Annotated in this window: 20 protein-coding genes; 7 read left to right on the top strand and 13 right to left on the bottom strand. The window is 69.3% G+C overall.

Going from position 1 to position 20,554, the window contains the following annotated elements:
* Window positions 1-60: 60 nt before the first annotated feature.
* From ACZ4TR_RS42550 to ACZ4TR_RS42535, 4 genes are all read right to left on the bottom strand, one after another.
* Window positions 61-555 carry a GNAT family N-acetyltransferase gene (locus ACZ4TR_RS42550; protein ID WP_465293931.1) on the bottom strand — a complete coding sequence of 165 codons (495 nt, stop codon included), beginning with the start codon at window positions 553-555 and terminating at the stop codon, window positions 61-63.
* Window positions 548-2,707 (bottom strand): NAD-dependent DNA ligase LigA, encoded by a 2,160-nt coding sequence (gene ligA / locus ACZ4TR_RS42545; protein WP_465293929.1) that lies wholly within the window; start codon window positions 2,705-2,707, stop codon window positions 548-550. The genes ACZ4TR_RS42550 and ligA overlap by 8 nt, the downstream gene beginning before the upstream one ends.
* Before the next feature lie 11 nt (window positions 2,708-2,718).
* Complete coding sequence (locus tag ACZ4TR_RS42540) at window positions 2,719-3,423, bottom strand: hypothetical protein (protein WP_465293927.1); 705 nt, start codon at window positions 3,421-3,423, stop codon at window positions 2,719-2,721.
* A gap of 84 nt (window positions 3,424-3,507) precedes the next feature.
* On the bottom strand, window positions 3,508-4,545 hold the full coding sequence (locus tag ACZ4TR_RS42535) for a methionine synthase (RefSeq protein WP_364513073.1): 1,038 nt from the start codon (window positions 4,543-4,545) through the stop codon (window positions 3,508-3,510).
* A 121-nt stretch (window positions 4,546-4,666) separates the two neighbouring features.
* Here ACZ4TR_RS42535 and ACZ4TR_RS42530 point away from each other — a divergent pair, with 121 nt between their 5' ends.
* The 5 genes from ACZ4TR_RS42530 to ACZ4TR_RS42510 all read left to right on the top strand — a co-directional run bounded on the left by ACZ4TR_RS42530 (window position 4,667) and on the right by ACZ4TR_RS42510 (window position 9,093).
* Window positions 4,667-5,491, top strand: coding sequence for an LURP-one-related family protein (locus ACZ4TR_RS42530; protein WP_465293925.1), 825 nt, complete (start codon window positions 4,667-4,669; stop codon window positions 5,489-5,491).
* Between the two features lie 104 nt (window positions 5,492-5,595).
* On the top strand, window positions 5,596-6,639 hold the full coding sequence (locus ACZ4TR_RS42525; RefSeq protein WP_465293923.1) for an MBL fold metallo-hydrolase: 1,044 nt from the start codon (window positions 5,596-5,598) through the stop codon (window positions 6,637-6,639).
* A 79-nt stretch (window positions 6,640-6,718) separates the two neighbouring features.
* A complete protein-coding gene (locus ACZ4TR_RS42520; RefSeq protein WP_465293921.1) occupies window positions 6,719-7,120 on the top strand; it encodes a GNAT family N-acetyltransferase in 402 nt (133 codons plus the stop codon).
* 10 nt (window positions 7,121-7,130) lie between these two features.
* On the top strand, window positions 7,131-7,583 hold the full coding sequence (locus tag ACZ4TR_RS42515) for a GNAT family N-acetyltransferase (protein WP_465293919.1): 453 nt from the start codon (window positions 7,131-7,133) through the stop codon (window positions 7,581-7,583).
* Window positions 7,584-7,812: 229 nt separating this feature from the next.
* The gene (locus tag ACZ4TR_RS42510; protein ID WP_465293917.1) at window positions 7,813-9,093 is read left to right on the top strand and encodes a DUF222 domain-containing protein; all 1,281 of its coding nucleotides are present in this window, start codon (window positions 7,813-7,815) and stop codon (window positions 9,091-9,093) included.
* 7 nt (window positions 9,094-9,100) lie between these two features.
* Here ACZ4TR_RS42510 and mnmA read toward each other — a convergent pair whose 3' ends face one another.
* The 4 genes from mnmA to ACZ4TR_RS42490 all read right to left on the bottom strand — a co-directional run bounded on the left by mnmA (window position 9,101) and on the right by ACZ4TR_RS42490 (window position 14,153).
* The gene (mnmA, locus tag ACZ4TR_RS42505; RefSeq protein ID WP_465293915.1) at window positions 9,101-10,192 is read right to left on the bottom strand and encodes a tRNA 2-thiouridine(34) synthase MnmA; all 1,092 of its coding nucleotides are present in this window, start codon (window positions 10,190-10,192) and stop codon (window positions 9,101-9,103) included.
* Window positions 10,193-10,196: 4 nt separating this feature from the next.
* Window positions 10,197-11,393 (bottom strand): cysteine desulfurase family protein, encoded by a 1,197-nt coding sequence (locus ACZ4TR_RS42500; protein WP_465293913.1) that lies wholly within the window; start codon window positions 11,391-11,393, stop codon window positions 10,197-10,199.
* Between the two features lie 64 nt (window positions 11,394-11,457).
* Window positions 11,458-12,825, bottom strand: coding sequence for an MFS transporter (locus ACZ4TR_RS42495; RefSeq protein ID WP_465293911.1), 1,368 nt, complete (start codon window positions 12,823-12,825; stop codon window positions 11,458-11,460).
* A 44-nt stretch (window positions 12,826-12,869) separates the two neighbouring features.
* Complete coding sequence (locus tag ACZ4TR_RS42490; RefSeq protein WP_465293909.1) at window positions 12,870-14,153, bottom strand: helix-turn-helix transcriptional regulator; 1,284 nt, start codon at window positions 14,151-14,153, stop codon at window positions 12,870-12,872.
* Between the two features lie 150 nt (window positions 14,154-14,303).
* On the opposite strand from ACZ4TR_RS42490, the gene ACZ4TR_RS42485 reads away from it, so the two are divergent.
* A complete protein-coding gene (locus ACZ4TR_RS42485) occupies window positions 14,304-15,206 on the top strand; it encodes an NADP-dependent oxidoreductase (RefSeq protein ID WP_465293907.1) in 903 nt (300 codons plus the stop codon).
* A gap of 219 nt (window positions 15,207-15,425) precedes the next feature.
* Here the strand turns inward: ACZ4TR_RS42485 and ACZ4TR_RS42480 are convergent, their stop codons facing one another.
* The 4 genes from ACZ4TR_RS42480 to ACZ4TR_RS42465 all read right to left on the bottom strand — a co-directional run bounded on the left by ACZ4TR_RS42480 (window position 15,426) and on the right by ACZ4TR_RS42465 (window position 19,021).
* Window positions 15,426-16,310 (bottom strand): lysophospholipid acyltransferase family protein, encoded by an 885-nt coding sequence (locus tag ACZ4TR_RS42480; protein WP_465293905.1) that lies wholly within the window; start codon window positions 16,308-16,310, stop codon window positions 15,426-15,428.
* Complete coding sequence (locus ACZ4TR_RS42475) at window positions 16,307-17,089, bottom strand: GNAT family N-acetyltransferase (protein WP_465293903.1); 783 nt, start codon at window positions 17,087-17,089, stop codon at window positions 16,307-16,309. Before ACZ4TR_RS42475 ends, ACZ4TR_RS42480 begins: the two co-directional genes overlap by 4 nt.
* A 157-nt stretch (window positions 17,090-17,246) precedes the next feature.
* Complete coding sequence (locus ACZ4TR_RS42470) at window positions 17,247-18,206, bottom strand: electron transfer flavoprotein subunit alpha/FixB family protein (protein ID WP_364513109.1); 960 nt, start codon at window positions 18,204-18,206, stop codon at window positions 17,247-17,249.
* Between the two features lie 29 nt (window positions 18,207-18,235).
* Window positions 18,236-19,021, bottom strand: coding sequence for an electron transfer flavoprotein subunit beta/FixA family protein (locus tag ACZ4TR_RS42465; RefSeq protein ID WP_364513112.1), 786 nt, complete (start codon window positions 19,019-19,021; stop codon window positions 18,236-18,238).
* 242 nt (window positions 19,022-19,263) lie between these two features.
* On the opposite strand from ACZ4TR_RS42465, the gene ACZ4TR_RS42460 reads away from it, so the two are divergent.
* Window positions 19,264-20,109: a DegV family protein gene (locus tag ACZ4TR_RS42460; RefSeq protein WP_465293901.1), complete on the top strand. Its 846-nt coding sequence runs from the start codon at window positions 19,264-19,266 to the stop codon at window positions 20,107-20,109.
* Here the strand turns inward: ACZ4TR_RS42460 and ACZ4TR_RS42455 are convergent.
* The gene (locus ACZ4TR_RS42455; RefSeq protein ID WP_364513117.1) at window positions 20,087-20,512 is read right to left on the bottom strand and encodes a hypothetical protein; all 426 of its coding nucleotides are present in this window, start codon (window positions 20,510-20,512) and stop codon (window positions 20,087-20,089) included. The genes ACZ4TR_RS42460 and ACZ4TR_RS42455 overlap by 23 nt on opposite strands.
* Window positions 20,513-20,554: the final 42 nt, after the last annotated feature.

The raw sequence follows: 20,554 nt of genomic DNA, 5'->3' as shown, positions 1-20,554 counted from the left end.
CACGTCGCCGAAAAGGGGACGAGCCCGAGTCGGCTCGTCTCCTTCTCGACGAACGCCAGGTCAGACGTCGATCTGGTAGGCGATCAGGCTGATGTGCGGGAACGGCCGCCAGTCCCGTTCGGCCAGGCGCGCGAACCCGAGACGCTCGTAGAGCCGGTGGGCGGAGTGCATCCGGTCGAGACTGCTGAGCACCACCTTGGGGACGCCCAGCGCCCGCGCACGGTCGAGCACGGCCCGCGTCAAGGCTTCGCCGACACCGCGACCACGTGCTGACGGCGCCACCGCGAGCATCCGGAACTCCAGCTCTCCCGGACGCGAAATCTCGGCGTACGGCGACCCCGGCCGCACGACGGTCACGGTCCCGAGTACCTCTCCCGCCGCATCGACGGCGACGAGCACCTCGGCCAGCTCGGCCCGGCTCGCGACGTCACGCAGCTTCGCGTCATAACCGACGTCGTCGGCCAAGTGACCATCGACGTCGTAGGCCCGAACCGTGACCTCGCCCGCCGCGGCGTACTCCTCGGGCCGCGGTGGCCGGATTTCGACATCACCCATCCGTCTCCCCAGACTCTTCTTCGGCGGTCTCGTCGCCGGCCGGCAGCGCCACCTCCTGCGCCGCCTCGGGCCCCCGCTCCAGCAGCACGCGGAAGCCGGCTTCGTCGAGCACCGGCACCTTGAGCTGCACGGCCTTGTCGTATTTCGAGCCAGGCGAGTCCCCGACGACCACGAACGACGTCTTTTTCGAGACCGACCCGGCTGCCTTGCCGCCACGGGCCATGATGACCTCCTTGGCTTCGTCGCGGGAGAAGCCGTCGAGCGACCCCGTCACCACGATCGACAGGCCTTCGAGGTTGCGCGGGACGGAATCGTCGCGTTCCTCCTCCATCCGCACGCCGGCGCGTCGCCACTTTTCGACGATCTCGCGGTGCCAGCCGACCTCGAACCACTCCCGCGTCGCGCGCGCGATGGTCGGGCCGACGCCGTCGACGTCCGCCAGCTCTTCCTCGGTCGCCTGCTCGATGGCCTCGATCGAGCCGAACTCGCGAGCCAGCGCCTGCGCCGCCGTCGGCCCCACGTGCCGGATCGACAAAGCGACCAGCACCTTCCACAGTGGCCGGTCCTTCGCCACGTCGAGGTTGGCGAGCAGCTTTCGCGCGTTCGCCGACAACTCGCCGGCCTTCGTGCGGAACAGCTCGACCTCGGCGAGGCTGTCCTCGTTCAGGTCGAAGACGTCGCCCTCGTCGGCGACCACCCGCGCGTCGAGCAACGCGACCGCGGCCTCATACCCGAGAACCTCGATGTCGAAGGCGCCGCGCCCGGCCAAGCTGAAGAGGCGCTCACGCAGCTGCGCTCGGCAGAACCGGCTGTTCGGGCAGCGGATGTCCTTGTCGCCTTCCTTTTGGTAGGCGAGCTCGGTCCCGCATTCCGGGCAATGGGTGGGCATGACGAACTCGCGTTCGTCGCCGGTGCGCGCGTCCACCACCGGCCCGAGGACCTCGGGGATGACGTCGCCGGCCTTCCGGATGACGATCCGGTCGCCGATGAGCACGCCCTTGCGCTTGACCTCCTCCTGGTTGTGGAGGGTGGCCCGCGCGACGGTCGACCCCGCGACCTTGACCGGCTCGGTGACCGCGAACGGGGTCACCCGCCCGGTCCGCCCGACGTTGACCTGGATGTCCAGCAGCGTCGTGATCGCTTCTTCCGGCGGGTACTTGTAGGCGATCGCCCACCGCGGCGCACGCGACGTCGTGCCCAGCCGCCGCTGCAGCGCCACCCGGTCGACCTTGATGACCACGCCGTCGATTTCGTGCTCGGCGTCGTGCCGGTGCTCACCCCAGTAGGTGATGTGCTCGGTGAGCTCCTCGGCCGACGTCAGGACCTTGCTGTGGGGCGACACCGGCAGCCCCCACGCGGCCAGCGCGTCGTACGCCTCCGACTGACGCTGCGGTTCGAAGCCCTCGCGCTTGCCGAGGCCGTGGCAGATCAGCCGCAGCCGGCGCTCGCGCGTGATCTTCGGGTCCTTCTGCCGCAGCGACCCGGCCGCGGTGTTGCGCGGGTTCGCGTAGGGCGGCTTACCCGATTCGACCATCTTCGCGTTCAGCTCGAGGAAGTCCTCGACGCGGAAGTAGACCTCGCCGCGCACCTCGACCAGGGCCGGCACCGGGAACTGGTCGGTGCTCGTGAGCGTCTCCGGCACCTGGTCGAGCGTGCGCATGTTCAGCGTCACGTCTTCTCCCGTGCGGCCGTCACCCCGCGTGAGCGCCCGGGTGAGGTGGCCATTTTCGTACAGGAGGTTGATCGCCAGGCCGTCGATCTTCAGCTCGGCGAGGAACTCGGTGTGCCCGACCTCCTTCTCGACGCGCTCCACCCAGACGAGGAACTCGTCCTCGTCGAAGACGTTGTCGAGGCTGAGCATGCGCTCGAGGTGGTCGTACGCGGTGAACTCGGTCGAGAACGTGCCCCCGACGCGCTGGCTCGGCGATTCGGGAGTGACCAGCGCCGGGTGCTGCTCCTCGATCCGCTGCAGCTCACCGAGCAGCTCGTCGAACTGCCCGTCGGAGATGATCGGCGAGTCCAGGACGTAGTAGCGGAACTGGTGGTTGCGCAGTTCCTCCGCGAGGGCGCCGTGGCGCTCGCGCACGTCGGCCGGGACGTCGGTGACGTCCTCCGCGGTGATCTGCTCCTGGGGGCGTTCGGTGCTGCTCACAGGTGGTGAGCCTAGTCGGCGGCACCGACAATTTCGTCCGGTCCGGCGTCCAGCCCGCGGACCAGTTCACGGAACTCCAGAAGGGTGATCGCGCCCGCCGGTTCGGCCGCCGCGGTCTCCACGCGCCGTAGTCGTTCGGCGGCGAGCCGTTCACCCAATGTCGCGTCGAGAGGCAAGAACGTCATGGTCTGCCGGGCGGCCTCGTCGAGGTCTTCGAAGCCCGGGTGGAAGACGGCGACGTCGACCACGCGCTCGTCCTCGTCGACCTGCGCGACGACCCGGACGTCGGCCAGCGCGATCCGGTGCTCGCCGAGGTTGACGGTGACCTCCGTCGGATCGGGCACGGGCGGGACCGAGTCGTGGTACTCCCAGATCGCGTCCTCCGGCGGCGCGGCGGCCCGCCACGCGTCGGTGAACGGACGCAGCTCCGGGTCCTCCTGACCGGTCACGACCAGGGCGTAGATCGCCCGACGACCACGTTCGAGCGAAAAGTGCAGCCGTGGGTGCAGCGCCTCGACGAGCTGGCAGAGCTCGTGCTCGACCCGGTGCGGCTCACCTTCGCCGAGCGCCGCGCTGACCATCGGGAGCAGGTCGTACCAACTGCGCCAGAACGCCTCCGCGGCGGCCGCCGGGTCCTCCGGCACGTGCTGCTCGGGCCACGCGGTGCGCGGGTCGGGCGGATCGGCGTCGGTGCTCTTGCGGCGGAACAGGCGCATGGCTACAGGTGGTCCTCGTTCGGTCGGCTACCCGGCCACGCTACTGGCCGGGCCGGGTGGACGTCGGCGAGTCGCCGAATTTCGTCACCAGCCTTCCGGGGGCTCCACGAAGGCCTTACCGAGATCACGCGTCAGCGCCAGGACGCGCCGCATCCAGTCGGGCGTGGCGCCGGCGAGACCACAAGCCGGGGTCGGCACCGCACGTTCGGCGAGGACGCTGCGGTTGAAGCCGAGCCGGTCGGCCAGCCGGAACGCCGGCTCACCGATGTCCTTCAGGCTTGGCGGCGACGCGGGCTCCGTCGTCGGCACCGCGCCCAGGAACAGCGTCGCCCCGCCGTCCCAGACTTCGCCGATTTCGTCGAGGAACGCGGCGGACGCGCCACCGAGCGCGGCTAGGTCGAAGGCCAAAGCGTCGGCACCGGCTTCGCGCAGCAGGCCGAGCGGCGGCTTCGCGGCGCAGCAGTGCAGGATCACCGGCTGCCCCGTGATCGCCTTCGCGCCATCGATGACCGTCGAGAGCAGGTCACGTGCCTCCGGCTCCGGCACAGCGGCGACATTCCCGTAGCCGGACGGAGTCGACAGGCCGCCGGCCAGCACCGCGGGCAACGACGGCTCGTCGAACTGGACGACCACGGGTGCGCCGGTCCTGGCCTGAACCTCTGCGACATGCCCGGCGAGGCCGTCCAGCAGGGAGGCCGTGAAGTCCCGCAAGGCGCCATGGTCGGTCAGCACTCGGTGGCCTCGGGGCAGCTCGATCCCGGCACCGAGGGTCCACGGGCCGGCCAGCTGGACCTTGAAGACCGGCGGGGTGGCTCCGGCCTTCTCCCGCGCTTCCTGCAAAGCGTCGAGATCCCAGCGGAGCAGGTCGACGGCTCGGCGGTGCTCGTGTCCCGGCCGCGGGGCGACGCGGTAGCCGCTCGGCACGACGTCGACGGCCAGGTCGACCAGCAGCGCGGCGGTCCGGCCGAGCATGTCGGCACCGACGCCGCGGGCCGGCAGTTCCGGCAGGTGCGGGAAGTCCGGGAGCTCGCCGAACACGATCGCCGCTGCCTCCGCGGCGTCCGTGCCCGGCATCGAGCCGATCGCCGTCGCGGCACCGCTGGGCCAAACTCGCTCATTCACGACCACCGATTCTGGTCGACCACCTGATGGCAGCGCCGACCGGGCTGTCCGGAGACAGACATACGCCGCATTTACCTTTACCGGCACCGTGGCGGGGCCCGCGCGGATAAGCTCACCCGCCATGACGAGTTCGCCACCGCAACCGGGCTGGTATCCCGACGCGCGGGACCCCCGTCTGCACCGTTGGTGGGACGGCCGGGCCTGGACAGCCAACACCCGCCCGGCCGACCAGACGCCACCACCGAGCGACTCCGAGCTGATCGAACTGGACATCGAGCGGTCCCACGACCCGGCACGGGTCCAAGACCAGGTCAATCGCGCGACCCGCGGCCGCGGTGCCGCGCACGCCGGTGGCGGGACGCTGTTCACCGAGCCGGTCCTGGTGGTCAACCAGCGCGCGAAGCTGATCGAGATGGCCAACGAGTTCGGCGTCTTCGACCAGCACGGCAATCGGCTCGGCGGAGTCGTCCAGGTCGGGCAAAGCACGTTGAAGAAGGCGATCCGCCTCCTGACCAACTACGACCAGTTCCTGACCCACAAGTTCGAGGTCCGGGACGCCAACCACAGCACCGTGCTCAAGGTGACCCGGCCCGCCAAGGTCTTCAAGTCGCGGTTCCTCGTCACCCGGGCCGACGAGACCCCGATCGGCGAGATCGTCCAGGAGAACGTCTTCGGGAAGATCCGCTTCGGCTTCGTCGTCGACGGCCACTCGGTGGGCGGCATCTTCGCCGAGAACTGGCGTGCCTGGAACTTCTCGATCCGCGACCACGCCGGCACCGAGGTCGCCCGGGTGACCAAGACGTGGGGCGGGTTCCTCAAGGCCGCCTTCACCACCGCCGACAACTACGTCGTCGAGATCCCCCGCCCCCTGCCTGATCCGCTCGCCAGCATGGTCGTCGCCGCGGCCCTCACGATCGACACCGCCCTGAAGCAGGACACCAACTGAGCAAGTGACCGGTGTCTCAGCTTCTCCCGGTGGACAGCGCGCCCGGCACGGCTCAGGGTGAATGGAGGCCGGGACACCGCAGTCTCGCCGGGACGGAGGTCACCGTGGAACCGTTGCCGGAAAGCAGCGACAGGAACTGGACCGAGCCCGGAATCTACGAGGTCTCGGCCGGTGTCTACCGGATCCCGTTGCCCCTGCCCAACGACGCTCTGCGCGCGGTCAACGTCTACGCGGTCACCGACGGCGAGAAGCTGGTCCTGGTCGACTCGGGCTGGGCGTTGAGCGTGGCACGGCAACAGCTCGCGGACGCGCTCGGCGGCATCGGCGCGGAACTCGCCGATGTCAGCGAATTCCTGGTGACCCACGTGCACCGCGACCACTATTCGCAGGCTGTGGTCCTTCGTCGCGAATTCGGCTCGAAGATCGCCCTGGGCCAAGACGAAGAGCCATCGCTGAAGGCCTCCGGCAACCCTGACCGGATGCCGATGGAAGCTCAAATCGACCTGCTTGCCCAGGCCGGCGCCCGCGAAGTCGTCGAAGCCCTGGCCCGCGATTTCGGTACGGACCGGCGGCACACGGAGGCCGATCTCTGGGAAGCACCCGACGAGTGGCTGACTCCGGGACGGCGATCGATCCTGCCCGGCCGCGAGTTCGACGTCGTCGCCACTCCCGGTCACACGACCGGCCATGTCGTGTTCGTCGACGACACCGCCGATCTGCTGTTCTCCGGTGATCACGTGCTGCCGCACATCACGCCTTCGATCGGGTTCCAGCCCGTGCCGGCCGAGTTGCCGCTCAACGACTTCATGGACTCGCTGCGCCTGGTGCGCGCGATGCCCGATCGCCGCATGCTGCCCGCCCACGGTCCGGTGTCCGAAAGCGTGCACACGCGGGTCGACGAACTGCTGGAACACCATCGGCAACGCCTCGAGACGATCGGTTCTCAGATCACAGCCGGCGCAAGCACCGCATTCGAGGCCGCACATCGGATCGGCTGGACGCGCCGCAACCGCAAACTGTCCGATATGGACTCGTTCAACCAGACGCTCGCGGTCCTGGAGACAGCGGCACATCTCGACCTGCTGGTATCGCAGGGCAAACTGGCCGCCCAGGTCGTCGACGGCGTCCGCCACTACACGGCACCCTGAGCGACATCGCGGCCAGCACCGCGGGTAGTCACGTCGTCGCTTTCACGACGCTCGGCCGGCCTCCTGCATACTGGGTGAAATGGAAGTCATCAGGCGTGCCAGAGCGAGGGACATCGAGGCGCTCGTGCGCCTGTTCGGCGCACCGGGCGAGCCGCTGGCAGCCGCACTCCAAGAACTCATGACCACCCCGCACGTCACGCTGGTCGTCGCCGAGGACGACAACGGCGTCGCCGGTACCGCGCAACTGACGGTGCTGCGAGGACTCGCCTGGGACGGCGCGACCCGCGGCTTGCTCGAGGGCATCCGCGCCGCGCGGCGTGGCGTCACCAGCGCACTTCTGACGTGGGGCATCGACGAAGCTCGTCGACGGGGCTGCAGCCGCCTCCACCTCGATTCCGGCCTGGCGCGCGTCGACCTGCGGGACTTCTACGCGCGCTTCGGCTTCGAGCAGAGCTATCAAGGGTTCACCCGAGCCCTGTGATACTGGCGCCGTGAACGACTACATCATTCGTAGGGCACGGCGCGAGGACATCGGTGCGATAGTGCGCATGCTGGCGGACGACCAGCTCGGCGCGGGCCGTGACGATCCCCGTGACCTCGGGCCCTACCTGCACGCTTTCGAGCAGATCGACGCAGATCCGAACCAGCTTCTGATCGTCGTGGTCTCCGAAGATGAACCGGTCGGGACATTGCAGCTGACGATCATTCCCGGACTCGCCCGGCGCGGTGCCCTCCGCGGTCAGGTCGAGGCCGTCCGGATCCGGGCCGACCACCGCGGCTCCGGGCTCGGCGCCGACCTCATGCGCTGGGCGATCGACGAGTCGCGTCGACGGGGATGCGCACTCGTACAGCTCACGTCGGACGTCTCGAGGGCCGACGCACACCGGTTCTACGAGCGGCTCGGCTTCGTTCCGAGCCACACCGGCTTCAAGCTCAAGCTCTGAACTCTCACGGCGTTGGTGTCCAACGATTTCCGGTCCATCCACATAGGACATAAACTCGATCAGCCTCCTTCCGGAATCGGTGACGCACACGTCCGCGCACGCGAACCATCGCGAATCAATTCGCGTACGTCAAGTCACAGAGGGCGCGAACGGACCGTTCGCTCCCCTTTACCACCCATTCTTCTGAATCTCGGTGACATTTCCCGCGAGGCCTCGTACGGTCGAGCTCATGACACCTTCGCAACCGCTTCGCAAACTCGTCCCGCCCGGAGACTCCTCGACCATCTACGACAAGCTCCCGTTCGTGCTGAACACGGTCCGCGCTGACCCGGATGTGTTGCAACGCATGAAAGACGATCAGCTCGTCGAGTTGATCCGCGTCACCGATGCCGAGATTTCCAAGCTGCAAGCCCTTCAGCTACGGGCGATCGCGGACCTCAGCGTGCGCCGGAGACGGGCGCCCGGTACGGCTTCCGAGGTGGCGTTGGCACTGTCCATCACGGAACACCGAGCAGGCGCCATAGTTTCGGCGGCGAACGCGCTGATCGCCCGGCTCCCCCGCATGCTCAACCTCATGGACGACGGCCGGCTCGACCTCTATCGCGCCATGAAGGTCACCGATGCGACGGCATGGCTGTCCAGAGACCACGTACGCGTCGTCGATGCGACGCTCGAGGACCGCGTTCCGGGGCGCAATGCCACTCAGGTTCGCCGAGCTGCAGCCTACGCGGCCGCGAAAGTAGATCCGGAGGGTGCCGCGCAGCGCACCGAACGGAGCCTCGTCGAACGGCGGTTGGCGATGCACCACCAAGACACCGGCGTGACCAGTCTTTCGATCAACAACGCGCCGACCGAGAAAGCGACAGCGGCCTACGCCCGTATCGACCGGGCCGCTCGGGCGTTGAAGACCCCGGACGAGTCTCGGACCCTGGACCAGCTTCGAGCGGACATCGCCATGGATCTACTGCTCAGCGGCATGGGCGGCCCGAGCGAGCGCACCGAAGTGTTCCTGCACGTCGATCTGGCGACGTACCTCGGCGTGAACGACTCCCCGGCCATCCTGGCCGGACGCGGGCCCATCGCGGCGTCAGTGGCCCGGCGCATCATCAGCGGCTCCGACACAACGCTCCGGCGAGTCCTCACCGATCCGCGTAGCGGCCAAGCGATCGAGCTGTCACCGACGCGGTATCCGCTGGCCCCGGCGCACGACGAGTTCGTCCGGGTCCGGGATCGCGAGTGCCGACAGCCCGGATGCACACGTCCTGCGCAGAACTGCGGGGTCGAGGCGACCCGGGCGCAGGGCGAGCCCGCAGAAGCGGCGGATCAGCCGGTCACGTACTGCTCGCGGCATCGCAAGCTGAAGGGCCAACCCGGTTGGAACTACGAAGTCACACCTGACGGCACGGTGAACGTCGCGACACCGGCGGGCCGGACGCACTCGACGACACCGCCATCGATGCACGCCGGCCGAAGACGGGCGACCCGGAGCCGCAAGAAGCCACGGCAATAACCGACGATCAGCGCGTGCCCAAGATCTTCGCGCTGCCCAGCACGATGTCCCCGCCCTCGGCATCCGGCCGGTAGAGCACGACGACCTGGCCCGGGGCCACCCCGCGTAGCGGCTCGCGCAGATGCACCGTCATGGTGTCGGAGTCCACGTCGGCGACTGCGTCGACAATGCCTCCGTGGGCCCTGACCTGCACCACGCATTCGGTCGGCTCGGTCAACGGCTTACCACTGGGCCAGATCGCGCGGTCGGCCTCGATCGTGTTGATCCCGAGTCCGGCGGCGGAACCGACCTTGACGGAGCCGGAAACCGGTTCGAGGGACAGGACATATCGAGGACGGCCGTCAGGCGCCGGAGCTTCGATCCCGAGCCCCTTGCGCTGTCCGACGGTGAATCCGTGCACCCCGGTGTGCCGGCCGAGCACTGCGCCGGTCTCCGCGTCCACGAGTTCGCCGGGACGCTGCCCCAGCCGGTTCTCCAAGAACTTCTTGGTGTCACCGTCCGGGATGAAGCAGATGTCGTGGCTGTCCGGCTTGTTGGCGACGGACAATCCGCGACGCTCCGCCTCGGCGCGCACATCGGTCTTCCATGAGTCACCCAAAGGGAACATGGCGTGGCTGAGCTGCTCCGCGGTGAGGGAGGCGAGCACGTAGGACTGATCCTTGCCACTGTCGGCACTACGACGCAGCTCGGGCACGCCGGCCTCCACGGAAAGGCGTGCGTAGTGTCCCGTCGCGACCGCGTCGAACCCGAGCGCCATCGCCTTCTCGAGAAGAGCCTCGAACTTGATCTTCTCGTTGCAGGTGACGCACGGATTCGGTGTGCGTCCGGCGGCGTATTCCCCGACGAAGGTTTCGACGACCTCTTCGGTGAAGCGTTCCGCGAAATCCCAGATGTAGAACGGGATTCCGAGGATGTCGGCAGCCCGCCAGGCGTCGTGGGAGTCTTCGATCGTGCAGCAACCGCGTGACCCGGTCCGCAAGGTGCCGGGCTTGGCCGACAGCGCCAGGTGCACGCCGACGACGTCGTGCCCGGCGTCGACCGCGCGTGCGGCGGCCACCGCCGAGTCCACTCCTCCGCTCATCGCGGCCAAAACCCGCATTGCGTTACACCTCTTGCTTCTGGGTCTGCTTGCGCATTCCGGCCAGGCCTGCCTGCCGGGCGCGCGTGACGACTCCGCCGATCTCGGCGGCGACCGCCTCGACGTCTGCGGCAGTGGATGTGTGACCGAGGGAGAAACGGAGAGAACCCCGAGCCGCCGCGGGGTCGGCGCCCATGGCGAGCAGCACATGGCTCGGCTGGGCGACGCCGGCTGTGCACGCGGACCCCGTCGAGCATTCGATACCCTTGGCGTCGAGCAGCATCAGCAGGCTGTCGCCGGCGCAACCGGGGAATGTGAAGTGAGCATGGCTGGGCAGCCGCTCGCCGTCTCCGCCGTTGAGGATGGCGTCGGGTACTTCGCGCTGGATGACTTCGATGAGTCCATCGCGGAGCTCCTCGACGCGCTTTGCGTAATCGGCTCGGGTCGCGACGCTGGCTCGGACCGCGGCCGCGAACCCGACGATCGCCGGGACGTCAAGGGTGCCGGAGCGAACGCTGCGTTCCTGGCCTCCGCCGTGCAGAAGGGGCACGCACGTCACGTCACGGCCGAGCAGGAGCGCGCCCACGCCGAAGGGACCACCGAGCTTGTGTCCGGTCAGGGTGAGTGCGGCGGCGCCGCTGGCCGCGAAGTCGACCGGGACGGCGCCGACGGCCTGTACCGCGTCGGTGTGGAGCGGGATGTCGAACTCGGCGCTGACCGCGGCCAGCTCGGCGATCGGATTGATCGTCCCGACTTCGTTGTTGGCCCACATCACCGTCACCAACGCCACGGTGTCGGGATCCGCGGCAATGGCGGCGCGGAGGGTGTCGGGCGAGATGCGGCCTTGACTGTCGACTTCCAGCAGCGTGATCTCGGCGCCGCAGTGGGATTCGAGCCATTCGACCGTGTCGAGGACGGCGTGGTGCTCCGCGGCGCCGACCAGGATGCGGCGACGCTGCTCCTGCTCGTCGTGGCGAGCCCAGAAGATGCCCTTGAGCGCGAGGTTGTCGCTCTCGGTGCCGCCGCCGGTGAAGATCACTTCGGAGGGACGAGCCCCGAGGGCGTCGGCGATGGTTTCGCGGGCTTCCTCGACCATCCGCCGGGCGCGGCGGCCCGAGGAATGCAACGCGGAGGCGTTGCCCACGTGGGACAGCGCCTCGGTCATCGCCGCTACGGCTTCGGGCAACATCGGAGTGGTTGCCGCGTGGTCGAGATAGGTCATCGCTTTATCAGGGTAGTCCGCTCCACCGCGTGACGAAGTCCACCCTGGCCCTCGAAGTGGGCTGTCACACCTTCGACGGCCAGCGTCCGGTCAGCCGGGCCCCCAGCAGCGCGAGGGCCACCAAGGCCATCGTGAGCAGGGCCATCGCCGGCGACGGAGCGAAAACCGACCCCACCACGCCGAGCAGGACACCGCCCAAGCCGATGAGCAGCGCGGAGCCCACCCAGTCGGCCAGCTGCATCGCTGAGGTGTTGAAGCCGCGCTCGCCCTCGGGTGAATAGCGGAGCAGGAGGACGGAGATCGCCGGCATCGCGATTCCCATACCGGCGCCCCCGACCGCGCAGGCTACGAAAGCGGTCCAGGCGGAAAACCAGGGCTGGGAGACGAGACCGAAACAAGCCAAACCTGCCGCGACCAGCAAGAACCCGGTGCGAAGCGATGCCTCTCTGGACCAGTTGAGGAACCGGCCCTGCACTGCCGAGGCCGCTGACCAACCCAACGCCGTGATGGTCAGCGGTAGGCCGGCCATGGCGGGGCTGTAGCCGTGGACCGCGCTCATTGTCAGAGGCAGGTACGCCTCCATCCCGGCGTACGCGCCGGCGATCAGGGCGCGGGATGCGACGACTGTCGGGAGGCCGGGGCGGGATGACAGCGTCCCGGTCGGGAGCAGCGTCCGGATGGCGTAACCCAGGGCGACGAGCCCGGCCGTGCCGTAGGCGAGGGCCAAGAGTGAGTGATGCTGGGCCGCCCATGTCAACGCCGCGACGCCGAGGGCCGCGACGATCGCCTGGACCACGCCCGCGCGGCGGCCGTTGGCGGAAGGGATGTGCGCAGGCAGGCGCCGGATGACCACCATCAACATCGCCACGCCGATGACCACCAGCGGGACGAGACCGAGGAAGACCCAGCGCCAGCCGATGCTGACGGTCACCACACCGGCCAAGGACGGCCCGAGCACCGCCGGCAGGACCCAGGCGGCCGCGTTCGCCGCGTAGATCACCGGGCGCTCCTGGTCGGTGAACGTCAACGCGATCAGGAGCGAGACCGAGACCAGGAGCAGTCCCGAACCGAAGCCTTGCAGGGCGCGACCGAGGAGGAACGTGAGCATTTCGCTCGCCGTCCCTGCGACGACCAGGCCCACCGCGAACAACACCGGTCCCACCAGCAACGCCGGAGCCGGCCCGCGGCGGTCGCCGATCCGGCCCGACAGCACCGTTGCGACCACGCTCGAGATGAGGAAGATCGTGAATGGCCACGAGTACAGCGACAACCCGTGGAGGTCGGCCACCAAGGTCGGCATCGCCGTCGCGACGCCCATGTTCTCGAACGCGACCAACGTGACCACGAGCAGCAGCGCGATCGTGGTCAGGCGGTGTTCCGCGGTCCACAGCACGCTGCGGCGACGAGGTGCGGAGTCGAGCGTCGAGGCCATGATCGGCAGCGTGCAACCTCCAGCCCGCTGGAGGTCAAGCCGGTTCAGGCCGTGCGACGCGCCACTGGCTCCACCCGCAGGTCGTGGGCGAGCGCGGCGGCCTCGCCGCGGGAGCTCACGTCCAGCTTGTCGAGGATGTTGCGGACATGGAACTTCACCGTGTGCTCGCTGAGCTGCAGCTGTTCGGCGATCTGCCGATTGCGCAAACCCTGCGAGATCCCCGTCAGGACCTCGACCTCACGCGGGTTGAGCCGGTCGAGCGGACGCAGCTCCGGTGGTTCGGCGACGCCGAGCGGGAGAACCGCGCTGACCGTCGTGCCCCAGCCAGGCACCGCGTCGACCTCCCAGCGGCCGCCGAGGGCGGTGAGCCGATCGGTCAGGCCGCGGGCCGGGATCGCGTCGGCGACTTCGGGGCTGTCGTCGCGGACCGTGATCCGCAGCACCGGGCCGTCGAGCCGCCACGACGCCCGCAGGCGCGTGGTCGCCGGCCGGTCCAAAGCAGCGAGCACCAGCCCCCGGGTCATCGTCCGCGCCGTGTGGGCGATGTCTTGCGGGAGCGATGCGTCGCCGACCGGGTCGACCAGGTCGACGTCGACCTCGGTGTGCCGGACCAGGTCGGCGAGCTGGGTCCTCAGCAGGGCGAAGGCCACGCCTGCCCGTTCCTCGGACAGGGCTTGGTCGCGGTCGACGACACCTTTCAGTTCGAGCAGCGCGTCGCTGGCCAGGTCGGTCGCCGTGCGGCGGGCGACGGCGTCGGAGAGGCGCCCCGAGCGCAGCACCGCCAGGAGCGTGGTCAGCGTCGCCGCGTGGGTCTGTCCCAGGTCGGTGATCGCCTGGGCTCGCGCGGTGGCCGCCGCGAGGTTGCCGGCCAGGACGTCCGGGCCCGGGTCGGTCGCGCGCTGGCCCGCGTCGGTGCCGAGGATGTGCCACAGCTGCGCGGCCAGCCCCAACTCGGCCGCCGGCAGCTCCGTGTCCTCCGGCACGACGGCGAGCACGGCACCCTTGCCGACTGCCGGCATCGCCGAAAGAAGGACGAGACGGCGCTCGACGCCGCCCAGGACGCCGTCGACCACCAGGGCCTTGCCCGGCTCGCTGCGGTCGACCAGCCGTTGCAGCTCGACGCTCGTCACGGCGTCGACGATCGCCTGGTCACCGACGACCTTGAGCGGGCTGCGCGGACAGTCCCCGGTCTGCATGGCGACCGCGCGGTGCGGGATCAGCTTCCCGAGCTCGGCGGAGAACTGGAGCAACAGGTGCGGCCGCGGTGCCGACAGCAACCGTTCGACGACGTCGAGCACGTGTCGCGGATCCGACCAGGAAGCGTCCATGCGTCCAAGGTAGGCGCGCCCGGACTGTGTCCACCCGCTCGTCCGGCTAGTGAACACTGCTCGTCCGGGTGGTTCGGCGGAATAGCCGCAGGAGTTGACTCCTTGGAGAGGACATTCGAAGTCACACACCCGAGGAGCGCAGCGAACACCATGCGAGCGATCACCTTCTCCGCCTACGGCGGGCCGGACGTCCTGCAGCTGTCCGAGGTTCCGGTGCCGGAACCCGGCCCGGGACAGGTGCGGCTGGCCATCCGCGCCGCCGGGATCAACCCGATCGACTGGAAGATCCGCAACGGCTTCATGCAGCAGAACTTCCAGGTCTCCTTCCCGCACATCCCCGGCCTCGAGGTGGCCGGGGTCGTCGACGCCGTCGGCGAGGGCGCGGACTTCGCCGTCGGTGACGAGGTGTTCGGCTGGTCCGAGACCGGCGCGTACGCCGAATACGCGCTGGCGAAGACGCTCGCGCCGAAGCCCGCCAGCGTTTCGTGGGCGGACGCCGCGGCCTTGCCGGTCGCTGGCGAAACGGCGCTTCGCGTCCTCGGGCTACTCAACGTCCGCGAAGGCGAAACGCTGCTGGTCCACGGGGCCAGCGGCACCGTCGGCCGGTTCGCCGCGCAGGTCGCCGTAGCCAAGGGACTGACCGTCATCGGCACCGCCGGCAACCGGAATCTCGACGACCTGAAGGCGCTGGGCATCGTGCCGGTGCGCTACGGCGACGGCTGGGTGGACCGGGTCCGCGAGGCCGCGTCCGGGCCGGTGGACGCCGTGTTCGACGCAGCCGGACACGGGGTGCTGCCCGGCTCGGTCGAGCTGCGGGGCACCAAGGACCGGATCGTCACCATCGCCGATGGTGCCGCTTTCGAGCTCGGCATCCCGTTCTCGAGCGGCGGCGAGCAGTCGCGTGAGGTCCTGACCGGGATCGCCGGCTGGGTGACCGACCGCGGGGTCCGCATCGCCCAGGGCAAGAGCTATCCGCTCGCCGAGGCCGCCGCCGCGCAGATCGAGAGCGAGGACGGGCACCCCGGCGGGAAGCTCACGCTCGCCATCAGCTGAACGAACCCGGCACGACAGGAGACCGAGCGCGCCGGCCTCGACGGCGAACGCCGTCGGCTGAGCGGGTCCACGCGAACCGCAGCACGGACGCCGCGAACTCGGTGCCCGAATTCGGGCGAACGGGCCTGTCATCGGATCACGATGGCAGGCCCGGGCTCACAAGACCGCAATTACCTCCCGACCCGGGCCTGTCGCCGGATCGCGACGACAGGGCCCGGATCACTTCGCGGGAGGCGAAGCCAGTGGGACCGGCTGGGGACGCGGGATCCGCCGCCGCTGCTGGGCCGGGATCTGCACCGTCCCCAGCGCCGAATGCACCGCAGCCTCGGCGAGAGCCGCCAGCTCACGACGGTTCTCCGCGCGGCCCGGGGCGATCTCCGGGCAGATGTGGATCTCGAGCACCAGCCCGCGCAGCGCCGCGACCCGGCGGATCGACGCGATCAGCGACTCCGGGCCGATGAACGCCGGACGGCTCGTCTCGCGGCCGTCCGCGAGGCGGTACCTGAGTGCGATCGGGCGGACCGGGACACCGCCGTCGATGGCCGCCTGGAACGTCGCCGTCGTGAAGCGGCCCGATGCCAGGCCGCACCACGTCGTCCCTTCGGGGGTGACGCTCACCAGCGAGCCCGTCCGGAGCGCGTCCGCGAGCGACGCCATCGTGGCCGGCAGCGTCGTCAGCCGTTCGCGGTCGAGGAAGATGCTGCCGCCGCGGCGGACCAGGCCGCCCAGCACCGGCCAGCCCGCGATCTCCTTCTTGGCCAGCGCGCGCATCGGCCTCAGTGCGTTGATCGCGACGATGTCCAGCCACGAGATGTGGTTGTTGACCACCAGCGCGCCACGGCCGGCGGGCGCGGTCAGGAAGTCGGCGCCGCCCCGGATGTCCAGGCGGACGCCGAACGCCCGCAGCACGCCGCGGAAGATCAGCCGGACCCGGCGCTCACGCCCCCACGACACCAGCAGCAACGGCGCCGACAGCAGCGCCACGAGGACAACGAAGATCGACGCGGTGACACGCAGGACGCGTCGCGGGAAACCGACCACCGGGTCGCCGTCGGTCAGGCAGCCGTCACCGCACGGCGAGGCCGGCATCCAGGCGTGGCTCATGCCTGGACCCCGAGGAAGAACTTCAGGTACCGCTCGTCGACGTTGTGCAGGTCCAGCACGACGAAGAAGTCCGCGACACCGAAGTCCGCGTCGAGCGCGGGCGGGCCGTAGGCCTTGGCGCCGAGCCGGACGTAGCCCTTGATCAGCGGCGGCAGGATCGAGCGGCCGGGACGTTCGATCTCCGACGCGTCCCACGGGATCAGCGGCGAGACGCGCGTGGCCTCGTCCGAGTAGTGCTTGGTGCGCAGGACGTCCCAGACGCCGGCGGCGAACGAACCGCCGTCCACCAGCGGGACCGACGCGCAGCCGGCCAGGTAGCGGTGGCCGGACAGCAGCATGTAGCGGGCGATCCCGGCCCAGACCAGGCTGACGACGGCGCCGCTGCGGTGGTCCGGGTGCACGCACGACCGCCCGGTTTCGACCAGGGACGGCCGCAGCCCGTCGAGCGCGCTCAGGTCGAACTCGCTGTCGGCGTAGAGCTTCCCGGCCTGCGCGGCGCGATCCGGTGGCAGCATCCGGTAGGTGCCGACGATTTCATTCGTGTTGTCGTCGCGGACCACGAGGTGGTCGCAGAACTCGTCGAACTCGTCGACGTCGAGACCGGCGACCGGCGAGTGCAGCCGAGCGCCCATCTCCTCGGCGAAAACGCGGTGCCGGAGCTTCTGCGCGGCGACCACTTCGTCGTTCGCGTGGGCGACGAGAAGGGAGTACCGGGGAGTGTCCGCGGGGAGGTCGGCACCCGCCTGATCAGTGCTGACGAGGAGCTGTGACGTCGTCATGGTCAAGGTTTACCCGCGCGGAGGAAACCGCGGAGAGTGCCATCCGATGACCGATTGGTGCACGTTCAGTTAATGGCGGGTTCTCAGGCTTTTCTCAGGTCCCGAGAACGCACGAAGGGCCTTCCGGGAAGTCCCGGAAGGCCCTTCGAACAGGCAATCAGCCCTTACGCTTCTCGACCGCTTCGGTCAGCTGCGGCGCGACGTTGAAGAGGTCGCCGACGATGCCGAAGTCGGCGATCTCGAAGATCGGCGCCTCCGGGTCCTTGTTGACGGCGATGATCGTCTTCGACGTCTGCATGCCGGCGCGGTGCTGGATCGCGCCGGAGATGCCGAGCGCGATGTACAGCTGCGGCGACACGGTCTTGCCGGTCTGGCCCACCTGGAACTGCGCCGGGTAGTAGCCGGAGTCGACAGCGGCACGCGACGCGCCGACAGCCGCGCCGAGCGAGTCGGCCAGCTTCTCGACGACGTCGAACTTCTCCGCCGAGCCGACACCGCGGCCACCCGAGACCACGATCGAGGCCTCCGTCAGCTCCGGACGGTCACCGCCGGTCACCGGCTCGACGCCGGTGATCTTGGTCGACTTCGCCGCATCGGTGGCGGGCAGCTCGACGGTCTCCTCGGCCGCCGCACCCTCGGCCGGCTCGGCCTCGACCGCACCCGGGCGGATCGAGACGACCGGCGCGCCCTTCGCGGACTTCGACTTCACCGAGAACGCGCCACCGAAGATCGACTGGTCGATGACGCCGTCGCCGTTGACGCCCACGGCGTCGTAAATCAAACCAGAGCCCAGGCGCACGGCCAGGCGGGCGGCGACCTCCTTGCCCTCACCGCTGGCGGTGACGAGCACGGCGGCCGGGGACGCCTGCTGCGCCAGCGCGGCGAGCACGTCCACCTTCGGCGTGACCAGGTAGTTCGCGGCGTCGTCACCTTCGGCGACATACACCTTGGCGGCGCCGTGGGAAGCCAGCGCCTGCTTCGCCTTGGCGGCGGTCCCGGTCGGGCCGACGACGACGGCCGACGGCTCACCGAGCGCGCGGGCCGCGGTCAGCAGCTCGAGCGTGACCTTCTTGACCTCACCGTCGACGTGGTCGACGAGGACGAGTACTTCAGCCATGTTCTTTGATCCTCCTCGAAGAGCCGTTGTCAGATGAGCTTCTGGCCGACCAGGTACTCGGCGACCTTGGTGCCGCCGTCGCCCTCGTCCTCGACCTTCTCGCCGGCGGTGCGCGGCGGCTTCGGCGAGGCTTCGGTCACGGTGGACCACGCGTTGCCGAGGCCGACCTCGCCCGCGTCGATGCCCAGGTCGGCGATGGTGAACGTCTCGACCGGCTTCTTCTTCGCGGCCATGATGCCCTTGAAGGACGGGTACCGCGGCTCGTTGATCTTCTCGCCGACACTGACCACCGCGGGCAGGGTCGCCTCGAGGCGGGTCAGGCCGTCCTCGGTCTCGCGGACGGCCTTGATGGTCGTGCCGTCGACCGTGACCTCACGGGCGTAGGTGACCTGCGGCAGGCCGAGCAGCTCGGCGAGGATCGCGGGGATGGCACCGCCGCGGCCGTCGGAGGACTCGTTGCCGGCGATGATCAGGTCGTAGCCTTCGACCTTGGCGATCGCGGCGGCGAGCACCTTGGCGGTGGCGATCGCGTCGGAGCCGTGCAGCGCCTCGTCGGAGACGTGGATGGCCTTGTCGGCGCCCATGGACAGCGCCTTGCGGATGGCGTCGGTCGCGCGGTCCGGGCCCACCGAGATCACGGTGACCTCGCCCTCGCCGGCTTCCTTGATCTTCAGCGCCTCTTCGACGGCCTTCTCGTTGATCTCGTCGAGCACGGCGTCGGCGGATTCACGGTCAAGGGTGTGGTCGGTCCCGTTGAGCTTCCGCTCCGAGTAGGTGTCCGGTACCTGCTTGACCAGGACAACGATGTTCGTCATGGGTCTGCTTCGACCTCCCGGTTGTGCCCCGCGGACGACCACGGGTCAGTGCTCTACTGGCCGGTAGATTAGGGCCAATCGGCGCGCAGGACCCGCCGAGGTGACGCCATTCACCTGGATGCGCAACTTAGTGGGACTATCGTCCCGGTAGTCGACCGGTTACCCCACCCGACCTGCCGTTCGTCCGATCGGACCAACCACGGCCTACTCGCAGTGGGTGTAAGGCATTAATCTCCCCCACCATGCCCGCGCGCATCGCCGTCATCACCGACTCGAGCTCCTGCCTGCCCGACCTCGTCGCCTCCCGCTGGGCCATCGGAGTCGTCCAGATCCAGCTGAACCTGGGTGGTCACTTCGACGACGAAAACCGCTTCGACCGCGGCGAGGTGATCGACGCCATGAGAAAGGGGCACATGATCACCACTTCGCCCCCGGATCCGGGGGCGTTCTTCTGGACCTACCAGGAAGCGGCCGCCTCGGGCGCGACCGCCATCGTCAGCATCCACATCTCCGGCCGCATGTCCGACACCGTCCGCGCGGCCCGGGAGGCCGCCCAGCAGGTCCGCATCCCTGTGCACGTCCTGGACAGCCGCACCACCGGGATGAGCCTGGGCTTCGCCGCGGTGTCGGCCGCCCGCGCGGCCGCGGCGGGTGCGGACGCCGGCCGCGTCATCGAAGCCGCCGAACGCCGGTGCTCCACGAGTACCGAGTTCATCTACGTCGACACGCTGGAGTACCTGCGCCGGGGTGGGCGGATCGGCGCCGCGCAGGCGATGATCGGCTCCGCGTTCTCCATCAAGCCGCTGCTCACGGTCAAGGACGGCGAGGTCGCGCCGCTGGCCCGCGTCCCCGGCACGCGGCGGGCGCTGGCCAAGATGGTCGACCTCGCGGTCAAGAAGTCCGGCGGCTTCCGCGCCGACATCGCCGTGACCCGGTTCGGCGCGAGCGACCACGAACTCGAGATCGGCCGGCAGATCGAACGCCGGGTGCCGGCGATGGCCGAGAGCATGGTCGTCGAAGCGAGCACGGTCATCGGCGCGCACCTCGGCCCGGGCGCGCTCGGCATCACGGTGTCACCGGTGTACTGACCCGGCGCCCCGGAATCGCCAGCAACACGAGCGGCACCAGCACGGTCAGCCCCGTCAACGCGATGATGAGCACCTGGTCGATCGCTGCGAAGTGCGACACGTGCCCGACGTGGTACGCGAAGTGCGGAACGCTGTAGAGCAGCGCCGCCACGGAAGCCAGCCGGGCCGCGGCTGTGGTACCGATCACGGCGGCACCGATGAGCGTCGCCGCGAGCGCCAGGTTGAGGCCTCCGAAGTCGCGCAGCAGGTGTTCGTTGAAGGGCCCGTCCATCGACACCCAGCCCGTGCGGACGCCGGGAAAGTCCTGGTAAAAGCCGGTTGGTGTGATCAGCGGCCACAGTCCGATCGGGACCTCGATCAGGCCGAAGAGGACGAGCAGAACGCGAGTGATTGGTCGTTGCATGACCACGGAACGAGACGGCCGGGCCGGACGTGACACCCGCTA

This window comes from Amycolatopsis sp. NPDC028719 (assembly GCF_055565395.1).
Note: the sequence above shows the minus strand (reverse complement) of the source record. Positions and strands in the feature narration are given on the sequence as shown.

What these genes read in the sequence shown, in the direction of transcription:
- ACZ4TR_RS42470 (WP_364513109.1), bottom strand. Translation starts at nt 18,206, where the DNA reads ATGGCTGAAGTACTCGTCCTCGTCGACCACGTCGACGGTGAGGTCAAG.
- ACZ4TR_RS42485 (WP_465293907.1), top strand. Translation starts at nt 14,304, where the DNA reads ATGCGAGCGATCACCTTCTCCGCCTACGGCGGGCCGGACGTCCTGCAG.
- ACZ4TR_RS42540 (WP_465293927.1), bottom strand. Translation starts at nt 3,423, where the DNA reads ATGCGCCTGTTCCGCCGCAAGAGCACCGACGCCGATCCGCCCGACCCG.
- ACZ4TR_RS42520 (WP_465293921.1), top strand. Translation starts at nt 6,719, where the DNA reads ATGGAAGTCATCAGGCGTGCCAGAGCGAGGGACATCGAGGCGCTCGTG.
- ACZ4TR_RS42480 (WP_465293905.1), bottom strand. Translation starts at nt 16,310, where the DNA reads ATGAGCCACGCCTGGATGCCGGCCTCGCCGTGCGGTGACGGCTGCCTG.
- ACZ4TR_RS42495 (WP_465293911.1), bottom strand. Translation starts at nt 12,825, where the DNA reads ATGGCCTCGACGCTCGACTCCGCACCTCGTCGCCGCAGCGTGCTGTGG.
- ACZ4TR_RS42460 (WP_465293901.1), top strand. Translation starts at nt 19,264, where the DNA reads ATGCCCGCGCGCATCGCCGTCATCACCGACTCGAGCTCCTGCCTGCCC.
- ACZ4TR_RS42465 (WP_364513112.1), bottom strand. Translation starts at nt 19,021, where the DNA reads ATGACGAACATCGTTGTCCTGGTCAAGCAGGTACCGGACACCTACTCG.
- ACZ4TR_RS42475 (WP_465293903.1), bottom strand. Translation starts at nt 17,089, where the DNA reads ATGACGACGTCACAGCTCCTCGTCAGCACTGATCAGGCGGGTGCCGAC.
- ACZ4TR_RS42500 (WP_465293913.1), bottom strand. Translation starts at nt 11,393, where the DNA reads ATGACCTATCTCGACCACGCGGCAACCACTCCGATGTTGCCCGAAGCC.
- ACZ4TR_RS42455 (WP_364513117.1), bottom strand. Translation starts at nt 20,512, where the DNA reads ATGCAACGACCAATCACTCGCGTTCTGCTCGTCCTCTTCGGCCTGATC.
- ACZ4TR_RS42530 (WP_465293925.1), top strand. Translation starts at nt 4,667, where the DNA reads ATGACGAGTTCGCCACCGCAACCGGGCTGGTATCCCGACGCGCGGGAC.
- mnmA (WP_465293915.1), bottom strand. Translation starts at nt 10,192, where the DNA reads ATGCGGGTTTTGGCCGCGATGAGCGGAGGAGTGGACTCGGCGGTGGCC.
- ACZ4TR_RS42490 (WP_465293909.1), bottom strand. Translation starts at nt 14,153, where the DNA reads ATGGACGCTTCCTGGTCGGATCCGCGACACGTGCTCGACGTCGTCGAA.
- ACZ4TR_RS42510 (WP_465293917.1), top strand. Translation starts at nt 7,813, where the DNA reads ATGACACCTTCGCAACCGCTTCGCAAACTCGTCCCGCCCGGAGACTCC.
- ACZ4TR_RS42550 (WP_465293931.1), bottom strand. Translation starts at nt 555, where the DNA reads ATGGGTGATGTCGAAATCCGGCCACCGCGGCCCGAGGAGTACGCCGCG.